A 24,068-nucleotide genomic window follows, 5' to 3' on the forward strand; every position below is an offset into this window, starting at 1 on the left:
TCGTTGTTGCGCTTAAGCGCAATCTTTACAAAGGCTCTCATCCCAACAACATAATAGTAATTACTCAATACTAATCAAAATAAATAATGCCATTAACTGAACGTTTATCTAAAATTAAATGGGAGCATATTCCCTCAACTCTGTCTTTATTTTCGGGATGTGGAGGGATGGATTTACCTTTGCATAAAGCTGGATTTAAAGTGGTTTGGGCGATTGATGCTAATAGAGATGCTTGTCAAACTTTTCGCCGAAATATTGGGGATGTAATTGTTAATAATCAAATTGAAAATATTAATATTGCTGAAGTTCCTGATGCGGATTTAATTACGGGCGGTTTTCCTTGTCAAGATTTTTCAATGATTTGGAAACGTCCAGGGTTAGAAGGAGAACGGGGAAATTTATATACTTATTTTCTTAAATTTGTTCAAGATAAAAAACCGAAAGCGTTTATTGCTGAAAATGTTAAAGGGTTATTAAGTGCTAATAATTATCAAGCAATTGAACGGATTATTTCTGATTTTGAGAATATTGAACCCGGATATTTAGTTAAACCCAAACTCTATAATTTTGCCGATTATGGGGTTCCTCAATTTCGAGAACGGGTATTATTAGTAGGAATTAGAAAAGATACGGGATTTAATTTTATTCATCCTCAACCGGAATATGGGTTAAATCGAAAATATCCCTATCGGACTGCATCGGACGCATTAGCAGGAGTCGAAAATATTTCCAATAATAATGAACATCAAAAAATCCAACCGAGAACTATTGAAATTTTAAAACGGATTAAACCCGGTGGCAATTTTACCGATATTCCTAAAGATAGTGAATATTATGTTAAAGGCATGATTAGTCATGTTTATCGGCGTTTACACCCTAACCAACCTTCAACTACTATTATCGCAGGAGGTGGCGGCGGAACTTGGGGATATCATTACGATGAACCCAGAGCATTAACCAATCGTGAACGCGCTAGGTTACAATCTTTTCCAGATGATTTTATCTTTGAAGGAACATTTACAGAAATTCGTCGCCAAATTGGAAATGCGGTTCCTCCTGATGGTATTGTGGCGTTAGTTGAAGCGTTAATTCCTTTATTTACAGGGAAATATCAGAGTGTTGATTTATATGAGTTAAGTGAAAATTTACAAAAATTATCAATTAAAGAACGATTGAAATTAGCGAATCAAGAAAACCGTGAATTAGTATCACTCCGGTAGATAATCAGGGTTTAAGGTGTCCTCTTGAGAAAACGGTGATTCTACAGGAAAAGTATTAATTGATAATCCCGTTTCATCCGCAGCTAATTCTCTGGCATCCTGATAACATTCTTGAAAAACTTCAAGAAAATATCGCTTTAAACTCGGACTATTTTTAAAATCATTTCGTAATCTTTTTCGATGTTCTCGAATAGTAAATAGCCAACTGTTGGTTCGTTTCTCAGATTGATACTTATATTTTAATAGGTGCATTAATAAAATTCTGAGATTACTCTCAATTGCTGATTTTTCACTTCTTCCCATAGCTTCTAATTCTTCAATTAAATTAATCATATCGACTTCAGCTAATTTTCCATGTTGTAACTGATGAATAGTATTCATTAACCACAAATGATAATCTTCTTCATATAAATCAGAAGTTTGTTGAGATTCTGTGATGGGGAGTTGGGTTGTCATGAGATATCCTAAACTCAGTTAATTTTAATTATATAATAGGGAACAGGGAACAGAAAGAATATACCCGTCTATGTTCTAACCTTAGAATTCATATATAAAAAATAGGTTGGATTTTGTTTTCTTAACCCAACCTACCTTAATTTTGATGATCAATTTAGAATGTGAGATCAAGTTTACTATGGTTGCGATAACACCAGCCTAAAATGATGCCTAAAACGGATAATTTAATCATTTCTAGGGTAAAATAACTCAAATGCAGTTGGTTCATGCCATCGGGAATTGTATTGAATCCATTAAATAGATTTAAGTTAATTCCTAATGCACTCATTTGAGGGGTAAGAATATAGGTATAAACCATGGCAATGGCAAACAGAAATAGCGATAATCCAGTGATTGTCCGTAGGCGACTACTGAATTTTTCAGGAAGGTTCATCGCTAAAGCAATTAAACCCGTTAAACCAACCGCCGCACAAACTAATTCAATCCGGTTAAAGACTGAAAAAATTAGAGTTCCCGCCGAAGTAAATCCGGTTTCTTCCATCATGCCAGAAATATACATCGTCGGCATAATTACAAAGTCAAGAATTAAACTTCCCGCCATCCATAATCCGAGAGTGGCTAACACCAGTGTCAGCCAGCGTGTGGGATGATATTCTGCTTTAGAGATAGTAGCCATAGTAATGATTACCTTGTATGAATAATAATTGCTGTCTTCACTTTTTATAATAGCGAATATTTTCACAATAGAATGTGAAGTATTTTGTATAACAAAACTTTACAAAAAAATATAAATCTTTAAGTCTTGGTTCTTAAACAGGATAAAAGCTGAGTTTTGAAATCTTTTTTTAGACAGCCTAAATTTTCCGATAAAATACGGTTTCTTAATTGTAAAAATTGTTACTTGCGGAGGGGATAGTAATATGGCATGAATTTTTGCTAAAATTAACCCAGATATAGCAATCTTAAATGATTTGCGATCAGAATATAGAACCCCACCCTAGCCCTCCCCTTACTAAGGGGAGGGTTGGGAGGGGTCGAGATAGATGGAAATATTACAACTGATTTAGGATTGCTATATAATCAACACTAAGAAAAAGGATAAATAATTAAAGTGAAAGCAGTTATTTTATTGTCCGGTGGCTTAGATTCTTCGACGGTTTTATACCAAGCAAAAGCAGATGGTTGTGAATGTTATGCGATTTCTTTTGATTATCAACAGCGACACCGTAAGGAACTCGAATCAGCGCGAAAAATTGCCGAATTTGCCGGAGTCGTCGAACATCAAGTCGTAACTTTTGATTTGAGTCTATGGGGGGGGTCTGCCTTAACCGATAATCGCCTCGATTTACCCCAGGATAGATCCCCAGAAACAATGGCTGGAAGTATTCCAATTACTTATGTTCCGGCTCGGAATACTATCTTTTTAAGTTTTGCTTTAGCCTATGCAGAAGCGATCGCCGCCCGGAAAGTTTATATTGGTGTTAATGTGTTAGATTATTCGGGTTATCCCGATTGTCGTCCCGATTATATTCAAGCCATAGAAGAAGTCTTTAGATTAGGAACAAAACAAGGTCGAGAAGGTGATCCGATTACGATTGAATCTCCACTGATTCATTTAGCAAAAACAGAAATTATCAAATTAGGAAATCGCTTAGGGGTTCCCTGGGAATTTACTTGGTCTTGTTATGCCGGAGAGGAACAAGCCTGTGGTGTTTGTGATTCCTGTCGTTTACGATTAGCTGCCTTTGCTGAACTGGAATTAATAGATCCGATTGCTTATATAGCAGGGAATGGGTAATAGGTAATGGGTAATGGGTAATGGGTAATGGGTAATGGGTAATTACGACTGATATCAAATAACGAGAAGTATTACTCCTGTTCCCTCCCCCCCTAGCCCCCCGTGCACGGGGGGTTTGGGGGGGCTGTTCCGGTGTTCCGGTGTTCCCTGCTATACTTTCTCCCTTATGGTTGGTGCAGTTAAATGTGATCTGAAAAGACCTGAGTTCCTTTATCAGCTTCTAAACTATCTCCTTTATTTTGGCCGTCGTGGAAGGCGCAAAGAATCACATCACAGGTTTTTCCCCAGGCGAGTGCCCCAGTTCGATCAATTCCAATTGCTCCAAAATCCCGTTGATGTTCGTGGGCTTCGGCGAAGGATTTTTTAAAGGCGGTCTGTAAAGACTGACCATCGGTGACTCGGATCACAATTTTAGCCGCCAAACACTCATCGAGAATATCTTCCCCAATTCCCGTACAACTAACCCCAGCTTGATCGGTGGCATAATTTCCGGCTGGAGTTGCAGAGTCACTCACCCGGCCAATGCGCTCAAATCCCTTGCCCCCGGTGGATGTCCCGGCGACTAATTGACCCTTTTGATCTAAGGCCACAACCCCGATGGTTCCGGTGCCTGCGGGTTCAGAAACCACATTCGCCATGCTGCGTCTAAAATTGTCCTTACGGTCTTCGAGCCATTCCTGCAAACGTTGGTCGGTGAGGGGATTATATAGGGGTAATTGCAGTTCCCGGGCTAATTCGGCGGCCCCATAATCGGATAAAACGTGATCGGAGGCGTCTTGTAAAACCACAGCTAAATCTATAGGATTTTTCACCCGTGAAACGTTAATCACCCCGCTAAAACGTTGGAGGCTTCCATCCATTAAGGCGGCACTCATGCGGATTTGGCCATCGGATTGCAGGACGGAACCCGTGCCCGCATTAAACCGAGGATCGTTTTCTAGGAGTTGACAGCCAAGCACTACGGCTTCTTTAGCGCTCGCTCCCCGGAGGAGTAGGGGGTAAACTTGATCAATGACTCGATAGAGGGATTTGCGTACAGCTTCTAATCCTCCTTTGCTTTGGAGAGAACTACCAGCACCGCCATGAATAATTAGTTTAGGTTGAACGGCCATGAATGTATGATGCAAATGAATAATTTTTAAGCAGAACGGCGACGACGACAACGTTCGGAACAATATTTGACTTCTTCCCAACAGTCGGCCCATTTTTTTCGCCAGGTGAAGGGGCGATCGCAAACGGGACAAGTCTTCGTCGGTAAGTCGGACTTAGATCGCTGGCGTGCCATGCTAAGTTATTGAAGTCGCTTTAATCAGGGATGATTATATCATTTCCATGTCACAGACCTTACCCTATACCCCCTTAACGCCGATTCGGATTGTGTTAGTGGAACCCGCAGGGCCTTTAAATGTGGGTTCTGTTGCCCGGGTGATGAAAAATATGGGGCTTGGGCAGTTGGTGTTAGTTAATCCTCAATGCGATCCCCTGGGGGATGAAGCGAAACGAATGGCGGTTCATGCTGGGGATATTTTAGCAGGGGCGATCACGGTTTCCTCGTTACCAGAGGCTTTAATTGGATGTCAACGGGCGATCGCCACTACCGCCAGATCCCGATCAGGTGCTTTACCTACGGATTTAGAAGATCCCAGAACGGTTTTACCTTGGTTATTAGACTGTCCCTCGGCTTTGATTTTTGGGCCAGAAGATCGGGGTTTAAATAATGATGAATTGAGTTATGCTCAACGGTTTCTGAGAATTCGGTCTAGTTCTGTTTATCCGTCTTTAAATTTAGCCCAATCGGTGGGGGTGTGTTGTTATGAATTACGATATTGTGTGTTAGAACCTCAAGAGAGGATAAAAAACTCTATAGAAATTCCCCCGGCTTCTACGGTTCCCTTGGAGGTGTTAGAGGGTTATTATCAACAGTTGGAAGCAATGTTACTCAGGATTGGATATGTCTATCCCCATACCGCCAATAGTCGGATGAAAAAGTTTCGGCGTCTGTATAATCGAGCTAATTTAACCTCTGAAGAAGTGGCGATGTTGCGCGGTATCCTGAGTCAAGTAGAATGGGCGTTATCAATGATCAGTGATCGGTAGAGACGTGCCATGGCACGTCTCTACTGAAAAGTAAAATTCTAGTCAGGTGTTTAGGTGTGGCTCAACGATCTCCTCGTCAGTCGTTATTCTCGATCTTTTCCTTTAATAAGTCTGGCTCTAAGTCCTCTGAGCCAAAATCTCGCAATGGAAAAGCGTCTCAACCGCAACCGAGGCGTCGATCTCGTCATGATCCGGTAAAAACGGCTCCCCGTCGCTCTCCGTCAACAGAACCACGACAGAATAATGATTTAGGCCGTTCGGAGTCTTTTGAGCCTCTACTTTCTCAACTGCGACAAAAACCCGTTCCGCCTAAATCTCGTAAACGCCGCCCGACCCCAGGTAAACGCCCCCCTAATGCGGCTACTGGTGCTTCTGTTTTGCCCTTTCGTAAGCCTGCTGATCCTTCTCCCCGTCGCAGACCGGAGGGGGACATGATTCCGGCTCCGACCTCTCCCCTCGCCCCTAGGGATAAATTAGTAAAACGGGTGAGAAAAAAACGTCGAGTCTCTCCGATAATTTATGTCGCCCGCTTGGTGATTTTAGGACTGGGAATTGGTGTGATTTCGGGGACGATTCTTTCGGTTTTAAATGCTTTGGGTCGTTCTAGTGCCGCCGCCGATCAAACTGTAAATTTAAGCCTGGAACAACAACAAAATTCTACGTCTTCTAATGCTTTAGTTTCATCCCTACAATTAACTCAAGAATCTTCGGATTTAAAAACAGCAATTCTGGGTTTAGCGAAGGATTTACCTAAGTTAAAACCTGGGGTGTTTTTAGTGGATTTAGATACGGGAAATTATGTGGATATTCAAGGGCAAGAAGCAGTTCCGGCTGCAAGTACCATTAAACTTCCTATTTTAGTCTCATTTTTCCAAGCGGTTGATGAGGGCAGGATACGTTTAGATGAAGTCTTAACCATGGAAGAAAAACACGTTGCTAAGGGGTCTGGAGAACTGCAAGATAAACCAGTCGGGAGTAAATTTACAGCCCTAGAAACAGCAGATTTAATGATTACAAATAGTGATAATACCGCTACAAATATGTTAATTGATCGCTTGGGTGGGATTGAATCCTTGAATCAACAGTTTGCTTCTTGGCAATTAAAACAAACTCAAATGCAAAATATTCTTCCTGATTTGGAAGGAACAAATAAAACCAGTGCTAGGGATTTAGTTAATTTAATGGCGGACATCAATCAAGGAAAGTTAGTTTCTTTGAAATCCCGCGATTTTATGTTAAGAATTATGCAGCAAACTCGCAATCGTTCTTTGTTACCTCGTGGTTTAGGAGAGGGGGCGTTTATTGCTCATAAAACGGGCAATATTGACTCGGTTTCTGGGGATGTTGGTTTAATTGATATGCCTAATGGTAAACGCTATTTACTTGGAGTTTTAGTTGAAAGAGAAGCGGATGATCCCCAAGCTAATGAACTAATTCGTCAAATTTCTTCTACTATTTATCAATATTTTGATACTGCTACTGACCCTAAACCAAATCCCGATTTGCCAACTACTCCCGATCAGGTTCAAGATAATCAACAATAACTTATTCTAGGGTGTGTTATAGCAGGGAACACCGGAACACCGGAACACCGGAACAGCCCCCCCAAACCCCCCGTGCACGGGGGGCTAGGGGGGGAGGGATCTGGGGGGAAACACTTCACCGTCTGGGTTCAAAGATCCGTCTGGTGTCCTAACTGCCTTGGCGGTTGCTATAGCGTAAGCACACACATCACCCAATAGTTTAAGGATAATTTTAATAGAATAAAAAACAATATTCTCTAAAAAAGAGATAAATTCAAACTAAACCCTGGTAATATCTCCTCACCGGATAATTCTGTGGGGAGATTTCTCAATTCTATGGGTTTTTCAATGCGATAAATTTCTACCTGTTGCTGTTTGGGATTAATTAACCAACCTAATTTAACTCCCCCATCCAAATATTCCCACATTTTCCGACGTAGGGGTTCTAATTCATCCGTTGCTGACCTTAATTCGATCACAAAATCTGGCGCAATGGGGGGGAATTTCCGGCGTTGTTCGGGGGTGAGATTTTCCCAACGTTCTTTTTTAATCCAAGCAGCATCGGGGGAACGATCTGCACCATTGGGAAGTTTAAAAATAGTTGAAGAACTAAAGGTATAACCCAATTTTGTTTGACGATTCCAGATTCCCAAATCGATCATAAGTTCAGATTCTCGATTTCCACTTTCTCCCCCGACTGGAGACATAATTGTTAATTCTCCTTGAGTATTTCTTTCAAATTTTAATTCTCGGTTATTTTGACAGAGTTGATAGAATTGTTCATCACTTAGATAAACACTATCTAGGTTTAATATCACAGGACTAATAACCATATTGTTAGTTTTAGATTGCGATCGCTATTAATTATTATACTATAGTAATATTTATCGTAACTTTTGGGTTAGATTCCAGCAGCCATTTCGATGCTCAAAAATATAAGCCCCTGGTTCTCCATAGGTGTAATCCAAATATTCTTCTCCATCCCCATTAGAATCATAGGTATACTGAGCTTTGATATAGTTAACTCGAAAGGTGGTATTACTAATGCGGATTAAGTCAATTTGCAAGCGGGTATAGGGACTATTATCTACAGTTGAAGGAACAAGTTGTACCCAACGGTAATCTCTAAGATCAATACTAAATTCATTATCTTTCTTACTTAGCAATTCTATAAGATTACTAGGATTTTCATACTCCCGCACTTCAATAGTGTCTGCGGTATAAATCAAACGGGTTTCTTTTTCTTGGTAATCTTGACCCCCCACAAAATTCTCAAAAAAGGCTTTGTATTTATCGGGTGCACAATACTCTGGTAAACTCGAAGTTATAATCCCTCTTTGCTGTTGATTTTGAGCATCAGCAGGCTGTAAGAAATTAGAGGTGATAATCAGTTTAATCGGGCTTACTAAAATAGCAATAATCGGTATACTCATCAATTAAATATTCAGGAGCTTGGCGGGAAACTTGGCTTAACTCAGTATTAATACGGTTAATACGGTGGGGAATTGCATTTGCTATTGTAACATATTCCATCACAACGGGCTGTAGGGTATACTCACCTGAACGCTTTTTAATTAAACTGCGCCGGGTTAAAGATTCTAGGGATTCTAATAGGGTTGCCCGTGAAATCGGAGGTACAATATCATCTTGTAGTTCTGCAATGGTTGTCCATTCTCGATTAATTGCCAACCAATACATGATAGTTTTTTCTACAGGTGACAACCGCTCAAATTGCCGATTTAATAAGCGATGAATTCCATTAAATACTAATATATTTTCTTGAAAAAAAGAGTTAATATTTCCTTCAAACAAACTCTGAATCGAGGCAGCAACAATTTTTAGGGCGAGGGGATTGCAACAATATAACTCACACAGGCGACGTTTTTCTGCATCGGTTCCACGGAGTTGTTTGGAGTCCATTAAGGCAAGGGAGGTTTCCCAGGAACCGTTTAAAGAGAGCGATCGCACTGCTCCGTTTAAGTCTTCTAATATGGCAACTTGTGCGGATTTTTCACGACTGGTGAGTAAAATACAACTCTGATGACAGGCTTCTCCCAGTAATTGCAATAATTCATCATAGTCTGTGAAATCTGGCTGGTAGTATCCTGCACAGTTGCCAGCTTGTAAAATCGTTTCTTGATTATCCAAAATTACCAAACAGCGATGGGTTTGCAGCCAGTACAGGAGTCGTTCGGGTTTAGATTGGAGATCTTGCTGGTTAGAAAGAAAAGGCACCAGTTCGGACAACAATGTCTCTAAGCGTGGGGCATTGCGGAGACTTCGCCAAATCACAAATTCAAATTGTTCTTGTAAGAGTTGAGCGACTTTAGCGGCTAAGGTACTTTTACCAATTCCCCCCATTCCCACCAAAGTAATGAGTCGGCAGCGATCTTGTATTATCCATTGGGTCAGGGTTTCAATCTCTTCAACTCGACCTTGAAAGCTGGAAACATCGATCGCCTCACCCCAATAAATTGACCGTTGGACTTGAGGTTGGGGAATAGCCGTCGGGGTATCAAAGTGAGTAATAATGCCGCGCAGATTGGTTTTGTTGACTTTGCGGCCCAAAGCATCACTGATAAGTTTCCAAAGTTTGGGGCCTATGTCCCGTTGGAGATAGTTGATGGAATAGCCCGATCGCTCGGCGATGCGATCATAAGTGAGGTTATTCCAAGCACCGAACAAAAGAGCAATTTCAACCTCAGTGAGCGTTCTAGCAATTTTGGGAGCGATCGCACCTTTGACAATCTCCAATGCCTGCTCAAATTCCATCTATTTTCTCGCTCTGTATAAAACTGCCTCTACCTTAAATTAAATCATACTTTCCATACTTGACAACTCCATACTTTCCTGTAAAGACAGCATCGGGGAGTTGGGATAGATTATTAACAACCAGGGGTTCCAAGGCTTGAAAGCTTAATCATCGACAACAACTCTCTATAGATAACCGCTCGGAAGACAACGGATCAAAACGTTGACAACACTGATAATCGGCTATAGTACCGTAGCTTTGCTATGCAAAACTACTCTCAATGAATCGATGTGCTAAGGACAAATCTAAAGGAAATAGGTCTAGATATTATGACAGCAAGTGTAAATGTCGGTATCGTCCTTGAAATTAATGGAGAGGATGTTGCTATTGAACCAGCAAAAGCTTTAACAGATGCCAAAAAGAATGGAGTGGAGTTTTCACTACCGCGTCGGGTGGAAGTTGGGACAGCCGCAGATCTTCACGCCTTTTTAAATACTCTGACTGATGGTGTCCCGCCCCTTCCATCAGGAGATAACTTACCGAGTCCCTTGGACTCGGCATACGAGAAAGTGATGTCGCTCAATCTTGCGGTAGAAGCGTTAACCCTCAAAGTTCCACCTTCGGTAAAAGAAGATGGCAGTGGTAAATTTGACCCACCTCTACCAACAACATTTACTCTTGGGCTATCGGCGACTTGGAGTGACAACGACAAAGTTGAGTTGATTCAAGGCAAACTAGCCATCAAAGGATTATATGTGAAGCTAGTAAAAACTTAGATTCTTGTCTTTCAAGTAGGTGGGCTGAATCAACAACAAAAATGCTGTATCTCGAAGCTTTGGCAATTTGTAGAGATTTTTATTAATTTAACTACGCCTACCTACTTGTAATCCTTGATAAATGTATAAAAAATTAGCTTAATTGTGATTATCAATGGCAACAAAAGTTGAAATTTATTTTCCTTATACTTTAAATTTTGATGTTAGCCGTCAACCTGTCACATTATATGGGGCAATTCTAGCATCAGATCAGGAACTGAGTTTTGCTCTTTCTAATAACATTGTTTTTAATCCTTACCTCTTTCCTGCTGATGAAGCCACAAAATCAATTAGAGAACCTTTTGGTATGACAGGCATTGTTCTCGAAAATTTAGGAATCGAAGGACGTATATATAAAGATCAAGGAAACAATGGTAAAGCAGCAACCGATATTACTCTAACAGCTGCTGCACGTTTTCCAAATCTTGAGAATTTCTCCTTAGCGGGAGCAATCGTTTTTCAACAGACATTACCTCGTTTGGTTTTGGTTAGTCTATCGGCGGATGAACCTTTGACGCTTACAAGATTTATAACATCTGTAATTGGTGGGGCTTGGGATTGGGCAGATGATATTACTAATGAATTTGCTTTTCAAAATGGAGAGATGTATTATCTCAAACCCCCTGATGGCTCCCTAGATAATTATACTTTTCCCTACCGAAATCCAAACGAAAAACAATACTATCCTGGGTATCATCTGGAGGCAAATTTACTAATCTTCCAGCAATATAATTTTTTGATTAGCTTAGATGTCGAAGATAAGGCAATTGTTCTACGCACAACAATCTTAGAAAAGATCGATTTTGATTTTATTACTCTGGATAACCCTAACCTTGAAATATCAACTAAATCACCAAATAAATATTTACGAATTAGTACAACACTGACGATACTAAATACGTCAATTCATTCCTCTATTTCAGCAGTATATACTAAAAAATCTTTCCTTGGTGCAGTATCAGTTAATTTAGGTTCTTTAAGTCTTCCGACAGATAGCGGAAATACTTCTCAAGATGTTCAACTCGGTATTGAATTTACTTGGACAAAAGGTTCAGGGTCAAATAGTGGTTTTAAAATCACTAGAATTGATGGTTTACCAACTACCACTCTAAATTTAATTAATAAGTACCTCAAAGTTTTCAACGAACTTCGGAGCCAAGGCTGTGAGAAAATTCTTTCAGATTGGCTTAATGGATTAACCAATACGAATTTGACTCCAGGGCTAAATGGCAGTCCCAGTAAAACTGAGGACGGCAAAATGAAGCTTCCTCTTAAGCTCACTTATAAGATTGAAGGACTTGGTCTGAGTGACAGTAGTGAGATTGATTTCGAGGCAGTATTTGCGATTCCACGAAGCCTTGATGATCTGCCTCGTGCAATGTGGCAGTCCATTGTAGATAGCTCTGGAAAAATTGCTGAAGATATTCTTGCAGATCCTGATACTTACAAAGTTGTTTCTCTCGAAATAGCAAGACGTGGAGGAGCTAAAGCATTTGCTCGTTTGATATGTCGTGCATTAGAAGAAGGACTTGAAGCTATAGCTAAGGCTCTTGCTAGTGCTGCTGCTGGAATTGTAGCCGAGACACTAGCAGATGCAGTTGCACTGGCAGGGATGCTGATGGCTGTATCTCTTTTAGGAGTAAAGACTGTCATCAGCCTCTTGGAAAAAATCTGGGACGAAATAAAAAGCTGGTTTAGCGGTGATGATTCAAAAAAAGAAAAAGCCGAAAATAAAATCCGCGAAATTCGATCTCAAGTAGAATCTACTATCAGGGAAGTAGATATTCGCATAAATGATATTAGGGAGAAAATAAAGATTAAGAGCCTGAACATTACTCTCAATGCTCAGAAACAATTTTTAGCAGTAGTCGTTTGGAATTTAGGCGATGACAAAAAACTGGAAGCTGGAGGTAAATTGTCTTGTAAATTTCGACTGCTTTCAGGTGAGACAGGAGGCACTCAAGGGCAAATATTGTCCGAAACTGAAAATCAGCTTTTCCCATTTATTAAAAATTGGGCGGAGATCCCTAACAGTTCAGAATATCGGATGAATGCCTCTGTTCAATCTATTTTAAGTGGTTTTACTTTCCTAAATACACAAACAGAAGACTCTATGACTTCCGCAATTGGTCAATTGCAAGGGATTGATAATGGTATAGCCAGAGATTTTGCTAATTACTTGCAAGGTAAATTAGATGAATTTAGGTCTTATAACACGGATGGTATACAATCTGAATGGGTTTATGCACATTCTGATATTCCCACTTATACCACTGTAGGGAAGAGCTACATTGGCATTAATACTAGAATTTCATCACCTAAACCAAATTAATTTTAAACAAAGGTAAATAATATGAACTCTGAAAGCCCCATTGCCAAACAACGTTATTATGATGAGCAACTTTTGACACCGGAAGATTTTCAACGAGAGCAGAATTTTCATATTGCTAATCGTGAATTGCAAAATCAATTACTCCTAAAATCAGGAATTTTAATGGGTTTGACTATTCAAGTAGGTCCAACGCATGGGCAGGTGCAGATTATGCCTGGTGTCGCCATTGATAACTCAGGTCGTCTCATTAATTTGACTGATAGTGCCAAATTCAATAATGCCAATGTACTACGGCAGCTTGGTCAATTTCTCCTTAATCTAAGTGATCAGCAGTATTACAATAAACACTGGCTATTAACCCTTGAGTACAACGAAGAGGAAGATCCCACCAATCTCAGCCAATGGAAAGTGATTCCGAAATTTAAGTTGACTCTCAGCACGACTGAAGTTAGTCACGATCAGGTGGCATTGGCTACTCTTAACGTCACGACAACTCAAGGTGAATCCTCAATTAATATTGAGATCGATTCAAGCATTCGTGTTAAGGCTGTCATAGCTACTGAGCACATACCTGATTTAAAGGCAGAGCAAATACCTAGTCTAAGCCCTGAGAAAATCACTGGGATATTAAAAGCAGAGCAAATTCCCAATCTACCAGCATCTAAGATTGAAGGGGATTTTAGTATTGAGCAGATACCTGATCTCAGTGCTGCAAAGATAACATCTGGACAATTCAATGCAGATCAAATACCTAGTCTGAGTCCTGAGAAAATCACTGGGATATTAAAAGCAGAGCAAATTCCCAATCTACCAGCATCTAAGATTGAAGGGGATTTTAGTATTGATATAAAATTCCACCTAGATAAACCTAATATTAATGGCGAGGAAACGGTTACGCTGACTTGGTCGAGTCAACTAGCTGACAAGATGGTTTTGGAATATATTTTTGAGAACAAAATTCAGAAGCAAGAATGGACTGCTAATCTTGACCAAGAAAAAACTTATGATTTAACACCTTATCAAACAAGTACATATACTTTAACGACTTATAAGGAAACTAATGTTCAAGATCAAAAACAATTTGTTGTACAGGTTATCCCAAATGAGTTTCAATTTTTAAAAAATCTTTATTATGGAGGCTGGGATTTATCTAATGCTTTAGAATCCTGCTTTAAACGCTATCATCTCTTGCCTCTTACTAAAGAAAGCATTGTAACACTTATAGATGCGGCTAAAAGAGCAAACTACTCAGAAGAAGGAACCCTGAATTTTCTGAAAGGATATCTAGAACTGGCTTCGCCAGTAATTACTAGCTTTTCTTACACAGGTAGTGTCTTTAGGATAACTTGGAATACTGTGCAAAATGCAGATAATTATGAATTAGAATTATTTAACAACAGCGATCAAATAATTAATAGCACAAAAGTTAATAGCACAATAAATAGCTTAGAAATTACTCCAGTACAATCTCCTGAACCTGGAATTTATAAAATCCAAGTAAGAACTATTGCTATAAGTGTTATTTTTAGTTCTTGGTCTAATCAACAGATTTGTAAAATTGAACCAACTATTTCTATAAAGGATTTTAACTGGCAAGTTACTGGTCCTGGAACAACGTCCATTAATTCAAGTAATAATAATTCGATTACCTTTAATTATAGTCTTGCAGGTGACATCGTCCATCAAGAACAAACGTGGAAATATTCTGCTACATCTTCCAAGACAGGGGTTGTTAAATTTAATTGGAAATATTCTGGATTTCATGGTTGGTATCAAGTTAAAGCAGAAATCAATGCTTTTTCCAAGGGCTTATCAGAAGAAGAACAAACACAGAAACTTTCATTTGGAGTTGGTGGCAGCATGGGTGGTGAGGGTCAATTACTCATAAAAGTCAATCAGGGATATGAATTTGGCTTTGTCATAACAGGTAGCAACTTTGATAGCGATACACGCTTGCTGGGAAATTTAACGATCACAGATCACAATAACTGATTTCTCGTTAGATTCTCTCTCTGCGGTCAAGAGCATCAGTTGGCAACCACGAAATCCAGTCTATGCAAATAGAGTAATGACGATCTCCTGGACTCCCGTTGAACAAGCAACCGAATATGATGTCATCATTCTGCGTGATGATAATGTTCAAGTCCTTCATCAAAAAGTTAACACTACTTCTCTAAAGTATACTCTCCAGAATGTAGATATTTTTCATAAGTTAACCGCCACTATCTATGCTTATGCAGAAGGCTATTTGCCCAGTCCCGAACTTAGCCAAACTTACCATTGTGGAAACTCTCTTGGTTAATAAGGAGAGTCGGATTCTAGTATAATAGAGTACAGTAAATATCAGTAGCAGTTTGTAATAAATTGGTTTAAGTAGGTAAACAAAATTAATTACACGCTAGGTTAATCTGAAGCCCTTGAAACACATAAAAAACCATAAATAGGATGTGCAAATAATTTTGTGTAGGTACTTATAAATCTCTGGGTAAAGATGTATGAAAATTACAAATTTTATTGATATTATTCAATTGAGAGCTTTAATTGAGCCCGATAAAACCCTCACGGGGTGACAAGAGAGCTAAAAGCTAGACTGAATCAACATCATAGCTCTCTGACCCCTCTGAAAAAAAGGCAGCTTATCGCATTTAGTTCTCATGAGTTGTTGAGCCAAATCCGTCCAAATTTCCATTGCAGCTATCCATAAAAGTCCATATTGTCCTATCCAAAAGTTACTATGGCGTTTAGAGACTCGCCCTAACTCTTGGAGGCGATTGATATATTTTTGTTGCCCAAGTTGTTTAATTTTTAACCCTTATAAGGCTGTTATGGTATAGGCGATTGCTATTAATATACTTCATACACTAAACGATGCTCATCCGTAATTTGTCGAGACCAATATCCTCTGAGTTCATGCTTTAGAGGTTCAGGTTTGCTAAGTCCAGTAAAGGGTTAACGCACAATATCATTAATCAAGGTGATAATCTTTCGATGAATTTTTTTGTCTTGTGTCGCCCAGTTGTTGAATTATTCAAAAGCCTCATGAGAGAAGGTTATATTTTTCATTCCATTCTTCAGGCGTAAAACTGACTAATTTGGTCTTTGTTTCAATGTTTTGAATAGAGGTAATCAAGTGGTTACGATTGGCTTGAGTAGACAGCAAATACTCTGTTTCATCTTGTTAAATAGATGGGTTAGTATTGGTCTCAAGAACATCTTGTTCAACTAAAACAATCACTTCAACAACCATTCCTTCTGCTAACTCAGAGGTTTGAATTTCTATTTTGCCATTTCTGCCAACGACCACTTGCTGTTTAATACTACTGAGCACGATCAAACCCTCATGGTACTATATCTCACATTAATTTTAGTTTACCATGATATTAACATAAAAGAATATGCTCAATTTTCCATCCAAATGCCTACTAAATTGGCATTTGAATGGAAAATTCTTAAAATTTCTGAATTTTTAGCCTACTGGGTGATCCAGAATCTGGATTTCTAATTAGGGAGTCCAGGCGGTTTGGGAACCTTGACCCCAGAAACCATCATATTTTTTAACTTTGATATCCCCCAAAACCTGAACCTGACAGGCTAAACGGCGGGTGCTACTAGAGGAATGGGGAGGAAGGGAAAGGCGGGTTTTCTCTTTCCATTGGGGTTCGGAGACTTCCCCTTCAATTTCCACGCAGCAAGTCCCACAAGTCCCAAACCCGTGACAGTTAATCACCGAAGCCTGACCATTATAGAGATCAATTCCATTTTCTAATAGGACTTTACGGAGATTAGCACCGCGATCGCAAGTGATAGTTTTCCCTTGAGCTTGAATTTGTACCATTTTTCCCTGAATAAAAGTTATGCAATGATTCTTAACCAAATTGTTACTTTTTTCAAGCCCAAAACGAGAGATTTAAAAGTAAAATAATATTGAAAAAGAAAAAATTAGCTGGAATGGATGATTATAAGCCCATAGAGGTCACAGCACCAAATCCCAACGCTAAAATATGATTAATTGTTAACTATAAATCTTAGAACCTATGACTCATCCCCTTTGGATATACGATACCACATTAAGAGACGGCGCCCAACGGGAAGGATTATCTTTATCTCTTGATGATAAATTGCGAATTGCCCGTCAATTAGATAGTTTAGGAATCCCTTTTATTGAAGGAGGATGGCCGGGGGCTAATCCTAAGGATGTGCAGTTTTTTTGGAAGTTGCAAGAACAACCCTTAGTTAATTCGGAAGTTGTGGCATTTTGTTCGACCAGAAGACCGAATAGTAATGCGGCAGAAGATGATAATTTAAAAGCAATTTTATCCGCCGGAACTCATTGGATCACATTGTTTGGAAAATCCTGGGATTTGCACGTTATCGAAGGATTGCAAACAACCCTAACAGAAAATCTGGCGATGATTGCGGATACAATTAAATTTTTTAGGAGTCAAGGAAGACGGGTAATTTATGATGCAGAACACTGGTTTGATGGCTATAAAAATAATCCTAATTATGCTTTACAAACCTTAATAACGGCGGCACAGGCGGGGGCGGAATGGTTGGTTTTTTGTGATACGAATGGAGGGACTTTACCCCATGAAGTAACTAAAATTGTTAGGGATGCAATCCAAGCTACAAAAGACTTAGAAACGCCTTTTCCTCTGCAATTTGGGATTCATAGTCATAATGATTCGGGAACGGCTATTGGTAATGCGATCGCAGCCGTATTAGAAGGGGTAAAGATGGTACAGGGAACGATTAATGGCTATGGAGAACGTTGTGGAAATGCTAATCTTTGTACTTTAATTCCCAATTTTCAATTAAAATTAGACTATAATTGTATTCAAGATGAACAGATTAAAAGACTAACAGAAGTGAGTCGGTTTGTGAGTGAAGTTGCCAATTTAGCCCCGGATGATCACGCGCCTTTTGTGGGATTATCTGCCTTTTCCCATAAGGGAGGAATTCATGTTTCTGCGGTACAAAAAAATCCCCTAACCTATGAACATATTCCCCCAGAAATTATTGGAAATCAACGGCGAATTGTGGTTTCAGATCAAGCTGGTTTAAGTAATGTTTTAGCCAAAGCTAGAACCTTTGGGATTGATTTAGATCGGAATAATCCCGCCAGTCGTAAAATTTTACAACAACTGAAGAATTTAGAAAATCAGGGTTATCAATTTGAAGCGGCAGAGGCGAGTTTTGATTTATTAATGCGAGAAGCATTAGGGACGCGCAAAACCTTTTTTACACTGAAAGGATTTCAGGTACATTGTGATAAATTCAGCGATGAAGTTTGCCATGCTTTAGCAACGGTGAAAGTTACTGTTAATGCTGAAGATATTTTAGAAGCCGCTGAGGGAAATGGCCCTGTATCAGCCTTGGACGCTGCTTTAAGAAAAGCATTAGTAAATTTTTATCCGATGATTGCTGAATTTCAACTGCGGGATTATAAAGTTAGAATTATTGATGGCGGTTCAGGAACATCGGCAAAAACTCGGGTTTTAGTTGAGTCCAGTAACGGTCAGCAACGTTGGACGACGGTGGGAGTTTCTACTAATATTATTGATGCTTCCTATCAAGCGGTTGTAGAAGGCTTAGAATATGGTTTATTACTTAAACAGCAGGAAACTCCGGTTAGTGTTGTTGCGGTAATTTAACCCTGGCTTCGTTTCAATTCGTCATTACCCATAAACCCGGTTTTTTATCAGATGTGCAGGTCACTCAGAATGAAGATTGTTTCCCAATGGTGGCGATTGGTCACGGTAACGATGCTATGATGGGTTTAAAACCTAAGAGTTAAAAATCATGTTAGCTAGGGTTTGGAGTGCCTCTATTGTTGGAATTGATGCGGTTAAAGTTGGGGTGGAAGTCGATATTTCCGGGGGACTGCCTAAAATTATGGTGTTGGGACTTCCCGATGCGGCGGTTCAGGAATCACGAGAACGGGTAAAAGCGACTTTAAAAAATGCCGGATACGCTTTCCCGATGCGAAATATTGTAATTAATTTAACTCCGGCGGATTTACGCAAAGAAGGGCCAAGTTTTGACCTTCCGATTAGTATTGGGATTTTAGCCGCATCGGAACAAATTAAAGCTGATTTATTGGGGGATTTTTTATTTTTAGGAGAGGTGAGTTTAGATGGCGGATTAAGACCCGTTGCTGGGGTACTTCCGATTGCTGTAGCAGCCCAAAAAATGGGAATTACTGGATTAGTTGTTCCTGAAGATAATGTTCAAGAAGCGGCGGTTGTTCAGGGATTATCGGTTTATGGATTTAAAAGTTTATTAGATGTTACCGATTTTTTAAATCATCCCAGTGCTTATCAACCTATTAAATTAACTGCATCGGATTTATTATCTCAAAAAACAACAATTGGCTTAGATTTAAGTGAAGTTAAGGGACAGGCTCACGCTAGACGGGCGTTAGAAATTGCGGCGACCGGAGGACATAACTTAATTTTTGTCGGGCCACCAGGGAGTGGAAAAACCATGTTAGCCCGGCGTTTACCTGGGATTTTACCCCCTTTAAGTTTTGAAGAATCTTTAGAAGTAACTCGGATTTATTCGGTGGCGGGACTATTAAAAAATCGTGGAACTTTAGTTAGCGATCGCCCTTTTAGAAGTCCCCATCATTCCGCTTCCGGCCCGGCTTTAGTTGGGGGAGGAACCTATCCGAAACCAGGGGAGATTTCTTTAGCCCATCGGGGTATTTTGTTCGCCGATGAATTGACAGAATTTAAACGGGATGTATTAGAGTTTTTAAGACAACCTTTAGAGGATGGATTTGTGACGGTTTCTCGTACTAAACAATCGGTGATTTTTCCGGCTAAATTTACTTTAGTAGCGAGTACAAATCCCTGTCCCTGTGGCTATTATGGGGATACTATTCAACCTTGTACTTGTTCGCCTCGTCAACGAGAACAATATTGGGCAAAATTATCGGGGCCATTGATGGATCGGATTGATTTACAAGTGGCAGTTAATAGATTAAAACCGGAGGAGATTTTACAACAATCTCAAGGTGAAAATTCTGCTAATATTCGACAACGAGTAATTACAGCCCGGGAACGAACTTTTCAACGATTTGCAGATGAGCCCCAGTTAAAATCCAATGCGGAAATGCAGAGTCGCCATATTCAAAAATGGTGTCAATTGGATACGGTGGGACAGAGTTTATTAGAAAATGCAATTAGGAAATTAGGGTTGTCAGCAAGGGCGAGTGATCGGATTTTAAAGGTAGGTCGAACTATTGCTGATTTATCGGGGGAAGATAATATTAAACCCGCCCATATTGCCGAGGCTATTCAATACCGAACTATTGATCGAATGCAATAAACTATAGGGATAATTTGTTGTCATTAATCTTTTTATTGTATCTTTACAAAAAAAACTAAAATCTTTACACTAACCCCTGTTAATTCCTGGATCACCAGACTATATTAAATATATAGATTATCGGTATTGATACCGTGATCAATTTTGATTTAAAACTTAACAAAATAATTTAACATGAATATTCTACCCAAATCAACTTTGAAATTCTTGATAGTAGCCACTCCTGTTGTTACTTTATTAAGTAGTATTTCTCCCGGTTTTGCAGCTACATTTGCTAATGCTGAAGCTGAAACCTTAATTTATAATTTTAGTCAAGTTCCTACCAGCATTTCCACGTTTACAGATGCTCGAACCCTAGCAGTAGCTCGGAAAGGGGCTGTATTAGCTGAAGCGAATGCTAATGCGAATTTTGATGTTAATTTTTGTTTAGAATTTGACAATTGTTTTACCCTGGCTAACAATAGTTCACAAGCGAAAACTCAAGGAGAAGGTAAAGAATATTTAGGTTTAGCTCAAAGTCAAGCAAAAGCTATTGGTTATCAATTTGAAATTGCTAAAAATCAAGAATTTTCTTTTGATTTTTTCTCGGTTTTAAATTTAGAAACCAAACAATCACAGCAACAAGAATCGGCTCAAGCAGCGAATTATATCGCTTTCTATTTGTTTGAAGATTCTACCAATAATTTATTAGACTTCTTTAGTCTAAATAGCTCGTTAAATTCTGCTAAAAAACATAATTTATCGATCCAAAATAGTCAGGGGTTTCAATCATCACCTTTGACAACAACAAACGCCGAAGAAAATCAAGCATCTGTCAATATTTTGTTATCAGGATTATATTCTCGTCAATTTAGTCAAGGTCAAAACCTAACGTTAATTACCTATCAAACCAGTTCAACAAAGGTTAAAGTACCTGAACCTTCAACTGCTTTGAGCTTATTAATTTTCGGTGCATTAGGAACAGCATTGGGCTTAAAAAAGAAATCCAGTTTATCTGATTAATTCTGTCAACTAATCAATTTCAGGGTGCATTTTATCGGGTTACAATAACTTTAAAGTAAAACTTTAAGTGTTATATAGCCGATAATTCAATTCACTAGCCAACCAATCTTTAAATAGTTTCTGAAGAATCTCTTGATAACGTTCAGGAGTCAATTCAGCTTGAATAAACTCCTCAACTAAGATTAAATGATAACCTTGGTCAGTTTTGACTGGACTTAATATTTCTCCTGGGTTTGAACCAAATACAATGGCGGCAAAATCCGCTTTTAATCCCCAACGATACAGTTTACCTTCATATCCGCATTGTTCACGACGTCGGGGGTCAATATCATATAAATGGGCGGCATGATAGAAACTAATTTCTTCTTCTTCTATTTGATAAAATAATTCCCTAGCCAAGCGTTCATAGGGAACAATAATTTGATATAATGAAACTTGCTCAAAATTCAAGCGATTTTGAATAAAGTATTTTTCAACATCTTTAGAAAATAAAGATTCTGCTAATTTTTGCGCTAAAAGACGTTCTCGAATTCCCGCTTCCCAGTCATCGGAAGTGATCATTTGGTCAGCTAACCAAGCTAAGGTATCCGCCGCCTTTTCTAAGCGTTTTTCATGACGTTGTTGGTTAGCTTGGTTTTGAATTTCTTCATCCGTTACAATAATACCTCTTTCCTCAGCAACTTGATCTATAACTTTTTGAGACAAAATTTTCTGATAGACTTCCTTGAATTCCAGGTTTTGTTTCAGGAAGCCAATAATTTCCTCATCATCAAGTGAACCCTTGGAAAGTTGCGCCATGATCATTTGTATGTAACCCCAGCTTTTTTAGCTTAATATTAGCAGGTTGTTAGAAATTACGGTGAAATCGGCTGGCGTTAATGTCGTTTGTCCATTTGCAGAAACTGTACCTAACACAATACCGAGAACTTCTGATTGACTATCACTACCAAGTTTAATTACAGTAGGATCAAGACTTCCATCAGCATTAGAATCAAAGGTTTCTAATATTAACGGTTGTGCGGTTAAGTTTTCTGACAATCCAATCTTATCACCTTCAGCAGCATTAAAGTTGGTAATTATATCTGCTAAATTGGGGTCGGTGTTGGGGAAATTGGGATTTGTGCTTAAGACAAATACATCCGCATTAATCATAGGAGTCGGTGGTGGTGGGTTGTGATTTTCCGGTTCTATGATTACTGTTGCCTCCGTCGTTGGTAATATATCCGTACCACTAATAGCTGTTGCTGTCGCTTGACTAGAAGTAGCACCAGGAATAAACACAGACTCACTACTGTTTTGAACTTCTCCCGTCGGGGAAATTGTTGTAGCCTGACTTTCTCCCCCCGCACCGATGTTATTGACAAAAGCAGTGGAACTAGAACTAGAACTACTCCCCTGAAAATTGGCATCGGGGGAGTTAATTGTGGTACTCGGAGATACTGTATTTATAAGCTCATCTAGGATGACGAGAATATCGCTGGAACTGTTGGTAATATTGCTCATTTGCCATGAAAGTAAATAAGTTGATGTGGTAAAAATCTGAAAATTCAAGAACTTTCAGATCAGGTAGTTTTACTATTTTTTTACTTAGTCAGTCAAATCAGATTGTAACTAAGTTATCAAGATCGTTGTTGCCAAAATGGCAGTTTTTTTATAGCTGAAATTATGATTATTCTTGTTAAAAAGGAAAACAACAGGATTTTTTGACTCTATATAATATTGGATTAGGCTAGTTTCTGGGTTTTCGCACCAGTCAAAATTAATCTGCCAAAATGGCAACACAGGTGGGAAAAGCCTAGCTATATTAAGAACATCAAAGGAACAAAAGGTTGTTCAGCCAAACAGAAAAAGATTCTGCCAAAATGGCAACATCTCCTTGTTAACCTTTGATAAATTGATTACAGAAAAACAAAGTTGTTACCGAAAAAAGATTCTGCCAAAATGGCAACACAGACACCATCAAGCAAGCTAAATTAGGTAACAGGAAAACAAAAAAACCACTCACTCTAAAAAGGACAAAAGCCATGATTATTTCAGATCTGAACTACTTGGAAACTGCTGAAGGAAACGTTCAAGGTGGCCTTCGATTTACTCCCTCCTATGTTTCTCAAACGGTAAACCTGAACTCGTACTTGAACTCCTCTGTTTATGCTTCTGGTAACGGCGCTTTTGCTCAAGCAGGTTCACAGGCTACAGGTTGGGGTAGTATTACTCATACACAAACTGACACTGTTACTGCGCCTGGCTCCTCCGGGTCTCATTCCAGTTCTGCTGCTGGGAGTACAGGCTTCTTCTGGTGCTACTAAATCTGCTTTTTTGAACTGATAGCAATATATTGACTTATCAAAATAAACCAACGTCGGAATCTAAAATCCTGTTTCTGGCGTTGGATTTTATCGTTAATAACTAATATATTGCCAAGGAAAGACCTAAATATTACCTCTATTATTAGAATGACAATAGTACCAGGCTTTTTCCTAAAATTTCGCGTAAATCATCAAATATATTCAGTTTAAAAATGATTCACCGTCAAGTTATTATCAAACGGATAGTCTCACCGGATGGTAAAGTTATTGGGGAGGCTAAAAGCGTAGTCTCAACATCTGGTGATGGAGAAGATGAAATTAGTCAAAGCGTTTCTGTAAACGTTTCGTCTGATAGTAGTTCTAGCAGTTACGCCCAATCTAGCTCTAGCAGCAGTTCATCAACATCTAGTTGGTCTAGTAGTTCTTCAATTTAAT

General features: G+C 39.1%; 25 protein-coding genes and 1 pseudogene. 14 read left to right on the top strand and 12 right to left on the bottom strand.

Features of this window, described 5'->3' with window-relative positions; all coding sequences use genetic code 11:
* Positions 1–86 precede the first annotated feature (86 nt).
* Entirely contained in the window at positions 87–1,220 is a 1,134-nt protein-coding gene (locus NMG86_RS10665) for a DNA cytosine methyltransferase (protein ID WP_026798678.1), read from the top strand.
* Here NMG86_RS10665 and NMG86_RS10670 read toward each other — a convergent pair.
* Together NMG86_RS10670 and NMG86_RS10675 are read right to left on the bottom strand one after the other, a co-directional pair.
* Complete coding sequence (locus NMG86_RS10670; RefSeq protein ID WP_026797602.1) at positions 1,209–1,676, bottom strand: DUF29 domain-containing protein; 468 nt, start codon at positions 1,674–1,676, stop codon at positions 1,209–1,211. The two genes, NMG86_RS10665 and NMG86_RS10670, sit on opposite strands and share 12 nt — an antisense overlap.
* A gap of 154 nt (positions 1,677–1,830) precedes the next feature.
* Positions 1,831–2,352 carry a DUF4149 domain-containing protein gene (locus NMG86_RS10675; protein WP_026786976.1) on the bottom strand — a complete coding sequence of 174 codons (522 nt, stop codon included), beginning with the start codon at positions 2,350–2,352 and terminating at the stop codon, positions 1,831–1,833.
* Positions 2,353–2,787: 435 nt separating this feature from the next.
* On the opposite strand from NMG86_RS10675, the gene queC reads away from it, so the two are divergent.
* Complete coding sequence (gene queC, locus NMG86_RS10680) at positions 2,788–3,474, top strand: 7-cyano-7-deazaguanine synthase QueC (protein WP_026786975.1); 687 nt, start codon at positions 2,788–2,790, stop codon at positions 3,472–3,474.
* Between the two features lie 179 nt (positions 3,475–3,653).
* On the opposite strand, the gene NMG86_RS10685 is transcribed toward queC, so the two are convergent.
* A complete protein-coding gene (locus NMG86_RS10685; RefSeq protein WP_026786974.1) occupies positions 3,654–4,586 on the bottom strand; it encodes an isoaspartyl peptidase/L-asparaginase in 933 nt (310 codons plus the stop codon).
* Positions 4,587–4,612: 26 nt separating this feature from the next.
* Positions 4,613–4,759: a DUF2256 domain-containing protein gene (locus NMG86_RS10690; RefSeq protein WP_071782553.1), complete on the bottom strand. Its 147-nt coding sequence runs from the start codon at positions 4,757–4,759 to the stop codon at positions 4,613–4,615.
* A 47-nt stretch (positions 4,760–4,806) separates the two neighbouring features.
* Here NMG86_RS10690 and NMG86_RS10695 point away from each other — a divergent pair, with 47 nt between their 5' ends.
* Together NMG86_RS10695 and NMG86_RS10700 are read left to right on the top strand one after the other, a co-directional pair.
* A complete protein-coding gene (locus NMG86_RS10695; protein WP_026786973.1) occupies positions 4,807–5,571 on the top strand; it encodes an RNA methyltransferase in 765 nt (254 codons plus the stop codon).
* A gap of 56 nt (positions 5,572–5,627) precedes the next feature.
* Positions 5,628–7,115, top strand: a complete 1,488-nt coding sequence (locus NMG86_RS10700; RefSeq protein WP_081694473.1) for a serine hydrolase — start codon at positions 5,628–5,630, stop codon at positions 7,113–7,115.
* Between the two features lie 236 nt (positions 7,116–7,351).
* Here the strand turns inward: NMG86_RS10700 and NMG86_RS10705 are convergent, their stop codons facing one another.
* Genes NMG86_RS10705 through NMG86_RS10715 form a run of 3 tightly spaced genes read right to left on the bottom strand, consistent with a single transcriptional unit; the run spans position 7,352 to position 9,866 of the window.
* Complete coding sequence (locus tag NMG86_RS10705) at positions 7,352–7,927, bottom strand: Uma2 family endonuclease (protein ID WP_026797603.1); 576 nt, start codon at positions 7,925–7,927, stop codon at positions 7,352–7,354.
* Between the two features lie 51 nt (positions 7,928–7,978).
* On the bottom strand, positions 7,979–8,527 hold the full coding sequence (locus NMG86_RS10710; protein ID WP_026797604.1) for a hypothetical protein: 549 nt from the start codon (positions 8,525–8,527) through the stop codon (positions 7,979–7,981).
* Positions 8,487–9,866 carry a helix-turn-helix domain-containing protein gene (locus NMG86_RS10715; RefSeq protein WP_026797605.1) on the bottom strand — a complete coding sequence of 460 codons (1,380 nt, stop codon included), beginning with the start codon at positions 9,864–9,866 and terminating at the stop codon, positions 8,487–8,489. Before NMG86_RS10715 ends, NMG86_RS10710 begins: the two co-directional genes overlap by 41 nt.
* A gap of 309 nt (positions 9,867–10,175) precedes the next feature.
* On the opposite strand from NMG86_RS10715, the gene NMG86_RS10720 reads away from it, so the two are divergent.
* The 4 genes from NMG86_RS10720 (at position 10,176) to NMG86_RS10735 (ending at position 15,295) form a co-directional block, all read left to right on the top strand.
* Positions 10,176–10,622, top strand: coding sequence for a hypothetical protein (locus tag NMG86_RS10720; protein ID WP_026797606.1), 447 nt, complete (start codon positions 10,176–10,178; stop codon positions 10,620–10,622).
* Between the two features lie 154 nt (positions 10,623–10,776).
* Positions 10,777–12,993, top strand: coding sequence for a hypothetical protein (locus NMG86_RS10725; protein WP_026797607.1), 2,217 nt, complete (start codon positions 10,777–10,779; stop codon positions 12,991–12,993).
* A 21-nt stretch (positions 12,994–13,014) separates the two neighbouring features.
* A complete protein-coding gene (locus tag NMG86_RS10730) occupies positions 13,015–14,985 on the top strand; it encodes a hypothetical protein (protein WP_026797608.1) in 1,971 nt (656 codons plus the stop codon).
* Positions 14,986–15,061: 76 nt separating this feature from the next.
* Complete coding sequence (locus NMG86_RS10735) at positions 15,062–15,295, top strand: hypothetical protein (RefSeq protein ID WP_026797609.1); 234 nt, start codon at positions 15,062–15,064, stop codon at positions 15,293–15,295.
* Between the two features lie 542 nt (positions 15,296–15,837).
* On the opposite strand, the pseudogene NMG86_RS10740 reads toward NMG86_RS10735, so the two are convergent.
* Positions 15,838–15,930 (bottom strand): annotated as a pseudogene (locus NMG86_RS10740) (type II toxin-antitoxin system YoeB family toxin); the annotation flags it as partial.
* Positions 15,931–16,171: 241 nt separating this feature from the next.
* Entirely contained in the window at positions 16,172–16,321 is a 150-nt protein-coding gene (locus NMG86_RS10745; RefSeq protein ID WP_227366371.1) for a hypothetical protein, read from the bottom strand.
* Positions 16,322–16,333: 12 nt separating this feature from the next.
* Here NMG86_RS10745 and NMG86_RS10750 point away from each other — a divergent pair, with 12 nt between their 5' ends.
* Entirely contained in the window at positions 16,334–16,495 is a 162-nt protein-coding gene (locus NMG86_RS10750) for a hypothetical protein (protein WP_158442149.1), read from the top strand.
* On the opposite strand, the gene NMG86_RS10755 is transcribed toward NMG86_RS10750, so the two are convergent.
* Positions 16,496–16,828, bottom strand: coding sequence for a 2Fe-2S iron-sulfur cluster-binding protein (locus NMG86_RS10755; RefSeq protein ID WP_026786965.1), 333 nt, complete (start codon positions 16,826–16,828; stop codon positions 16,496–16,498). It lies immediately after the preceding gene.
* Positions 16,829–17,027: 199 nt separating this feature from the next.
* Here NMG86_RS10755 and cimA point away from each other — a divergent pair, with 199 nt between their 5' ends.
* The 3 genes from cimA to NMG86_RS10770 all read left to right on the top strand — a co-directional run bounded on the left by cimA (position 17,028) and on the right by NMG86_RS10770 (position 21,327).
* Positions 17,028–18,647, top strand: coding sequence for a citramalate synthase (gene cimA, locus NMG86_RS10760; protein WP_036831067.1), 1,620 nt, complete (start codon positions 17,028–17,030; stop codon positions 18,645–18,647).
* 148 nt (positions 18,648–18,795) lie between these two features.
* A complete protein-coding gene (locus NMG86_RS10765) occupies positions 18,796–20,325 on the top strand; it encodes a YifB family Mg chelatase-like AAA ATPase (RefSeq protein WP_026786963.1) in 1,530 nt (509 codons plus the stop codon).
* A 174-nt stretch (positions 20,326–20,499) separates the two neighbouring features.
* Entirely contained in the window at positions 20,500–21,327 is an 828-nt protein-coding gene (locus NMG86_RS10770; RefSeq protein ID WP_026786962.1) for a PEP-CTERM sorting domain-containing protein, read from the top strand.
* A gap of 63 nt (positions 21,328–21,390) precedes the next feature.
* Here the strand turns inward: NMG86_RS10770 and NMG86_RS10775 are convergent, their stop codons facing one another.
* Together NMG86_RS10775 and NMG86_RS10780 are read right to left on the bottom strand one after the other, a co-directional pair.
* Entirely contained in the window at positions 21,391–22,125 is a 735-nt protein-coding gene (locus tag NMG86_RS10775) for a peptidylprolyl isomerase (protein ID WP_026797610.1), read from the bottom strand.
* 27 nt (positions 22,126–22,152) lie between these two features.
* Positions 22,153–22,878, bottom strand: a complete 726-nt coding sequence (locus tag NMG86_RS10780) for a hypothetical protein (protein WP_144018158.1) — start codon at positions 22,876–22,878, stop codon at positions 22,153–22,155.
* Between the two features lie 473 nt (positions 22,879–23,351).
* On the opposite strand from NMG86_RS10780, the gene NMG86_RS10785 reads away from it, so the two are divergent.
* A complete protein-coding gene (locus NMG86_RS10785) occupies positions 23,352–23,633 on the top strand; it encodes a hypothetical protein (protein ID WP_148291969.1) in 282 nt (93 codons plus the stop codon).
* A gap of 212 nt (positions 23,634–23,845) precedes the next feature.
* Positions 23,846–24,067 carry a hypothetical protein gene (locus NMG86_RS10790; RefSeq protein WP_071782551.1) on the top strand — a complete coding sequence of 74 codons (222 nt, stop codon included), beginning with the start codon at positions 23,846–23,848 and terminating at the stop codon, positions 24,065–24,067.
* Position 24,068: the final 1 nt, after the last annotated feature.

Origin of the sequence: Planktothrix rubescens CCAP 1459/22 (genome assembly GCA_904830895.1) — a bacterium.
GTDB classification, from domain to species: Bacteria; Cyanobacteriota; Cyanobacteriia; order Cyanobacteriales; family Microcoleaceae; genus Planktothrix; species Planktothrix agardhii.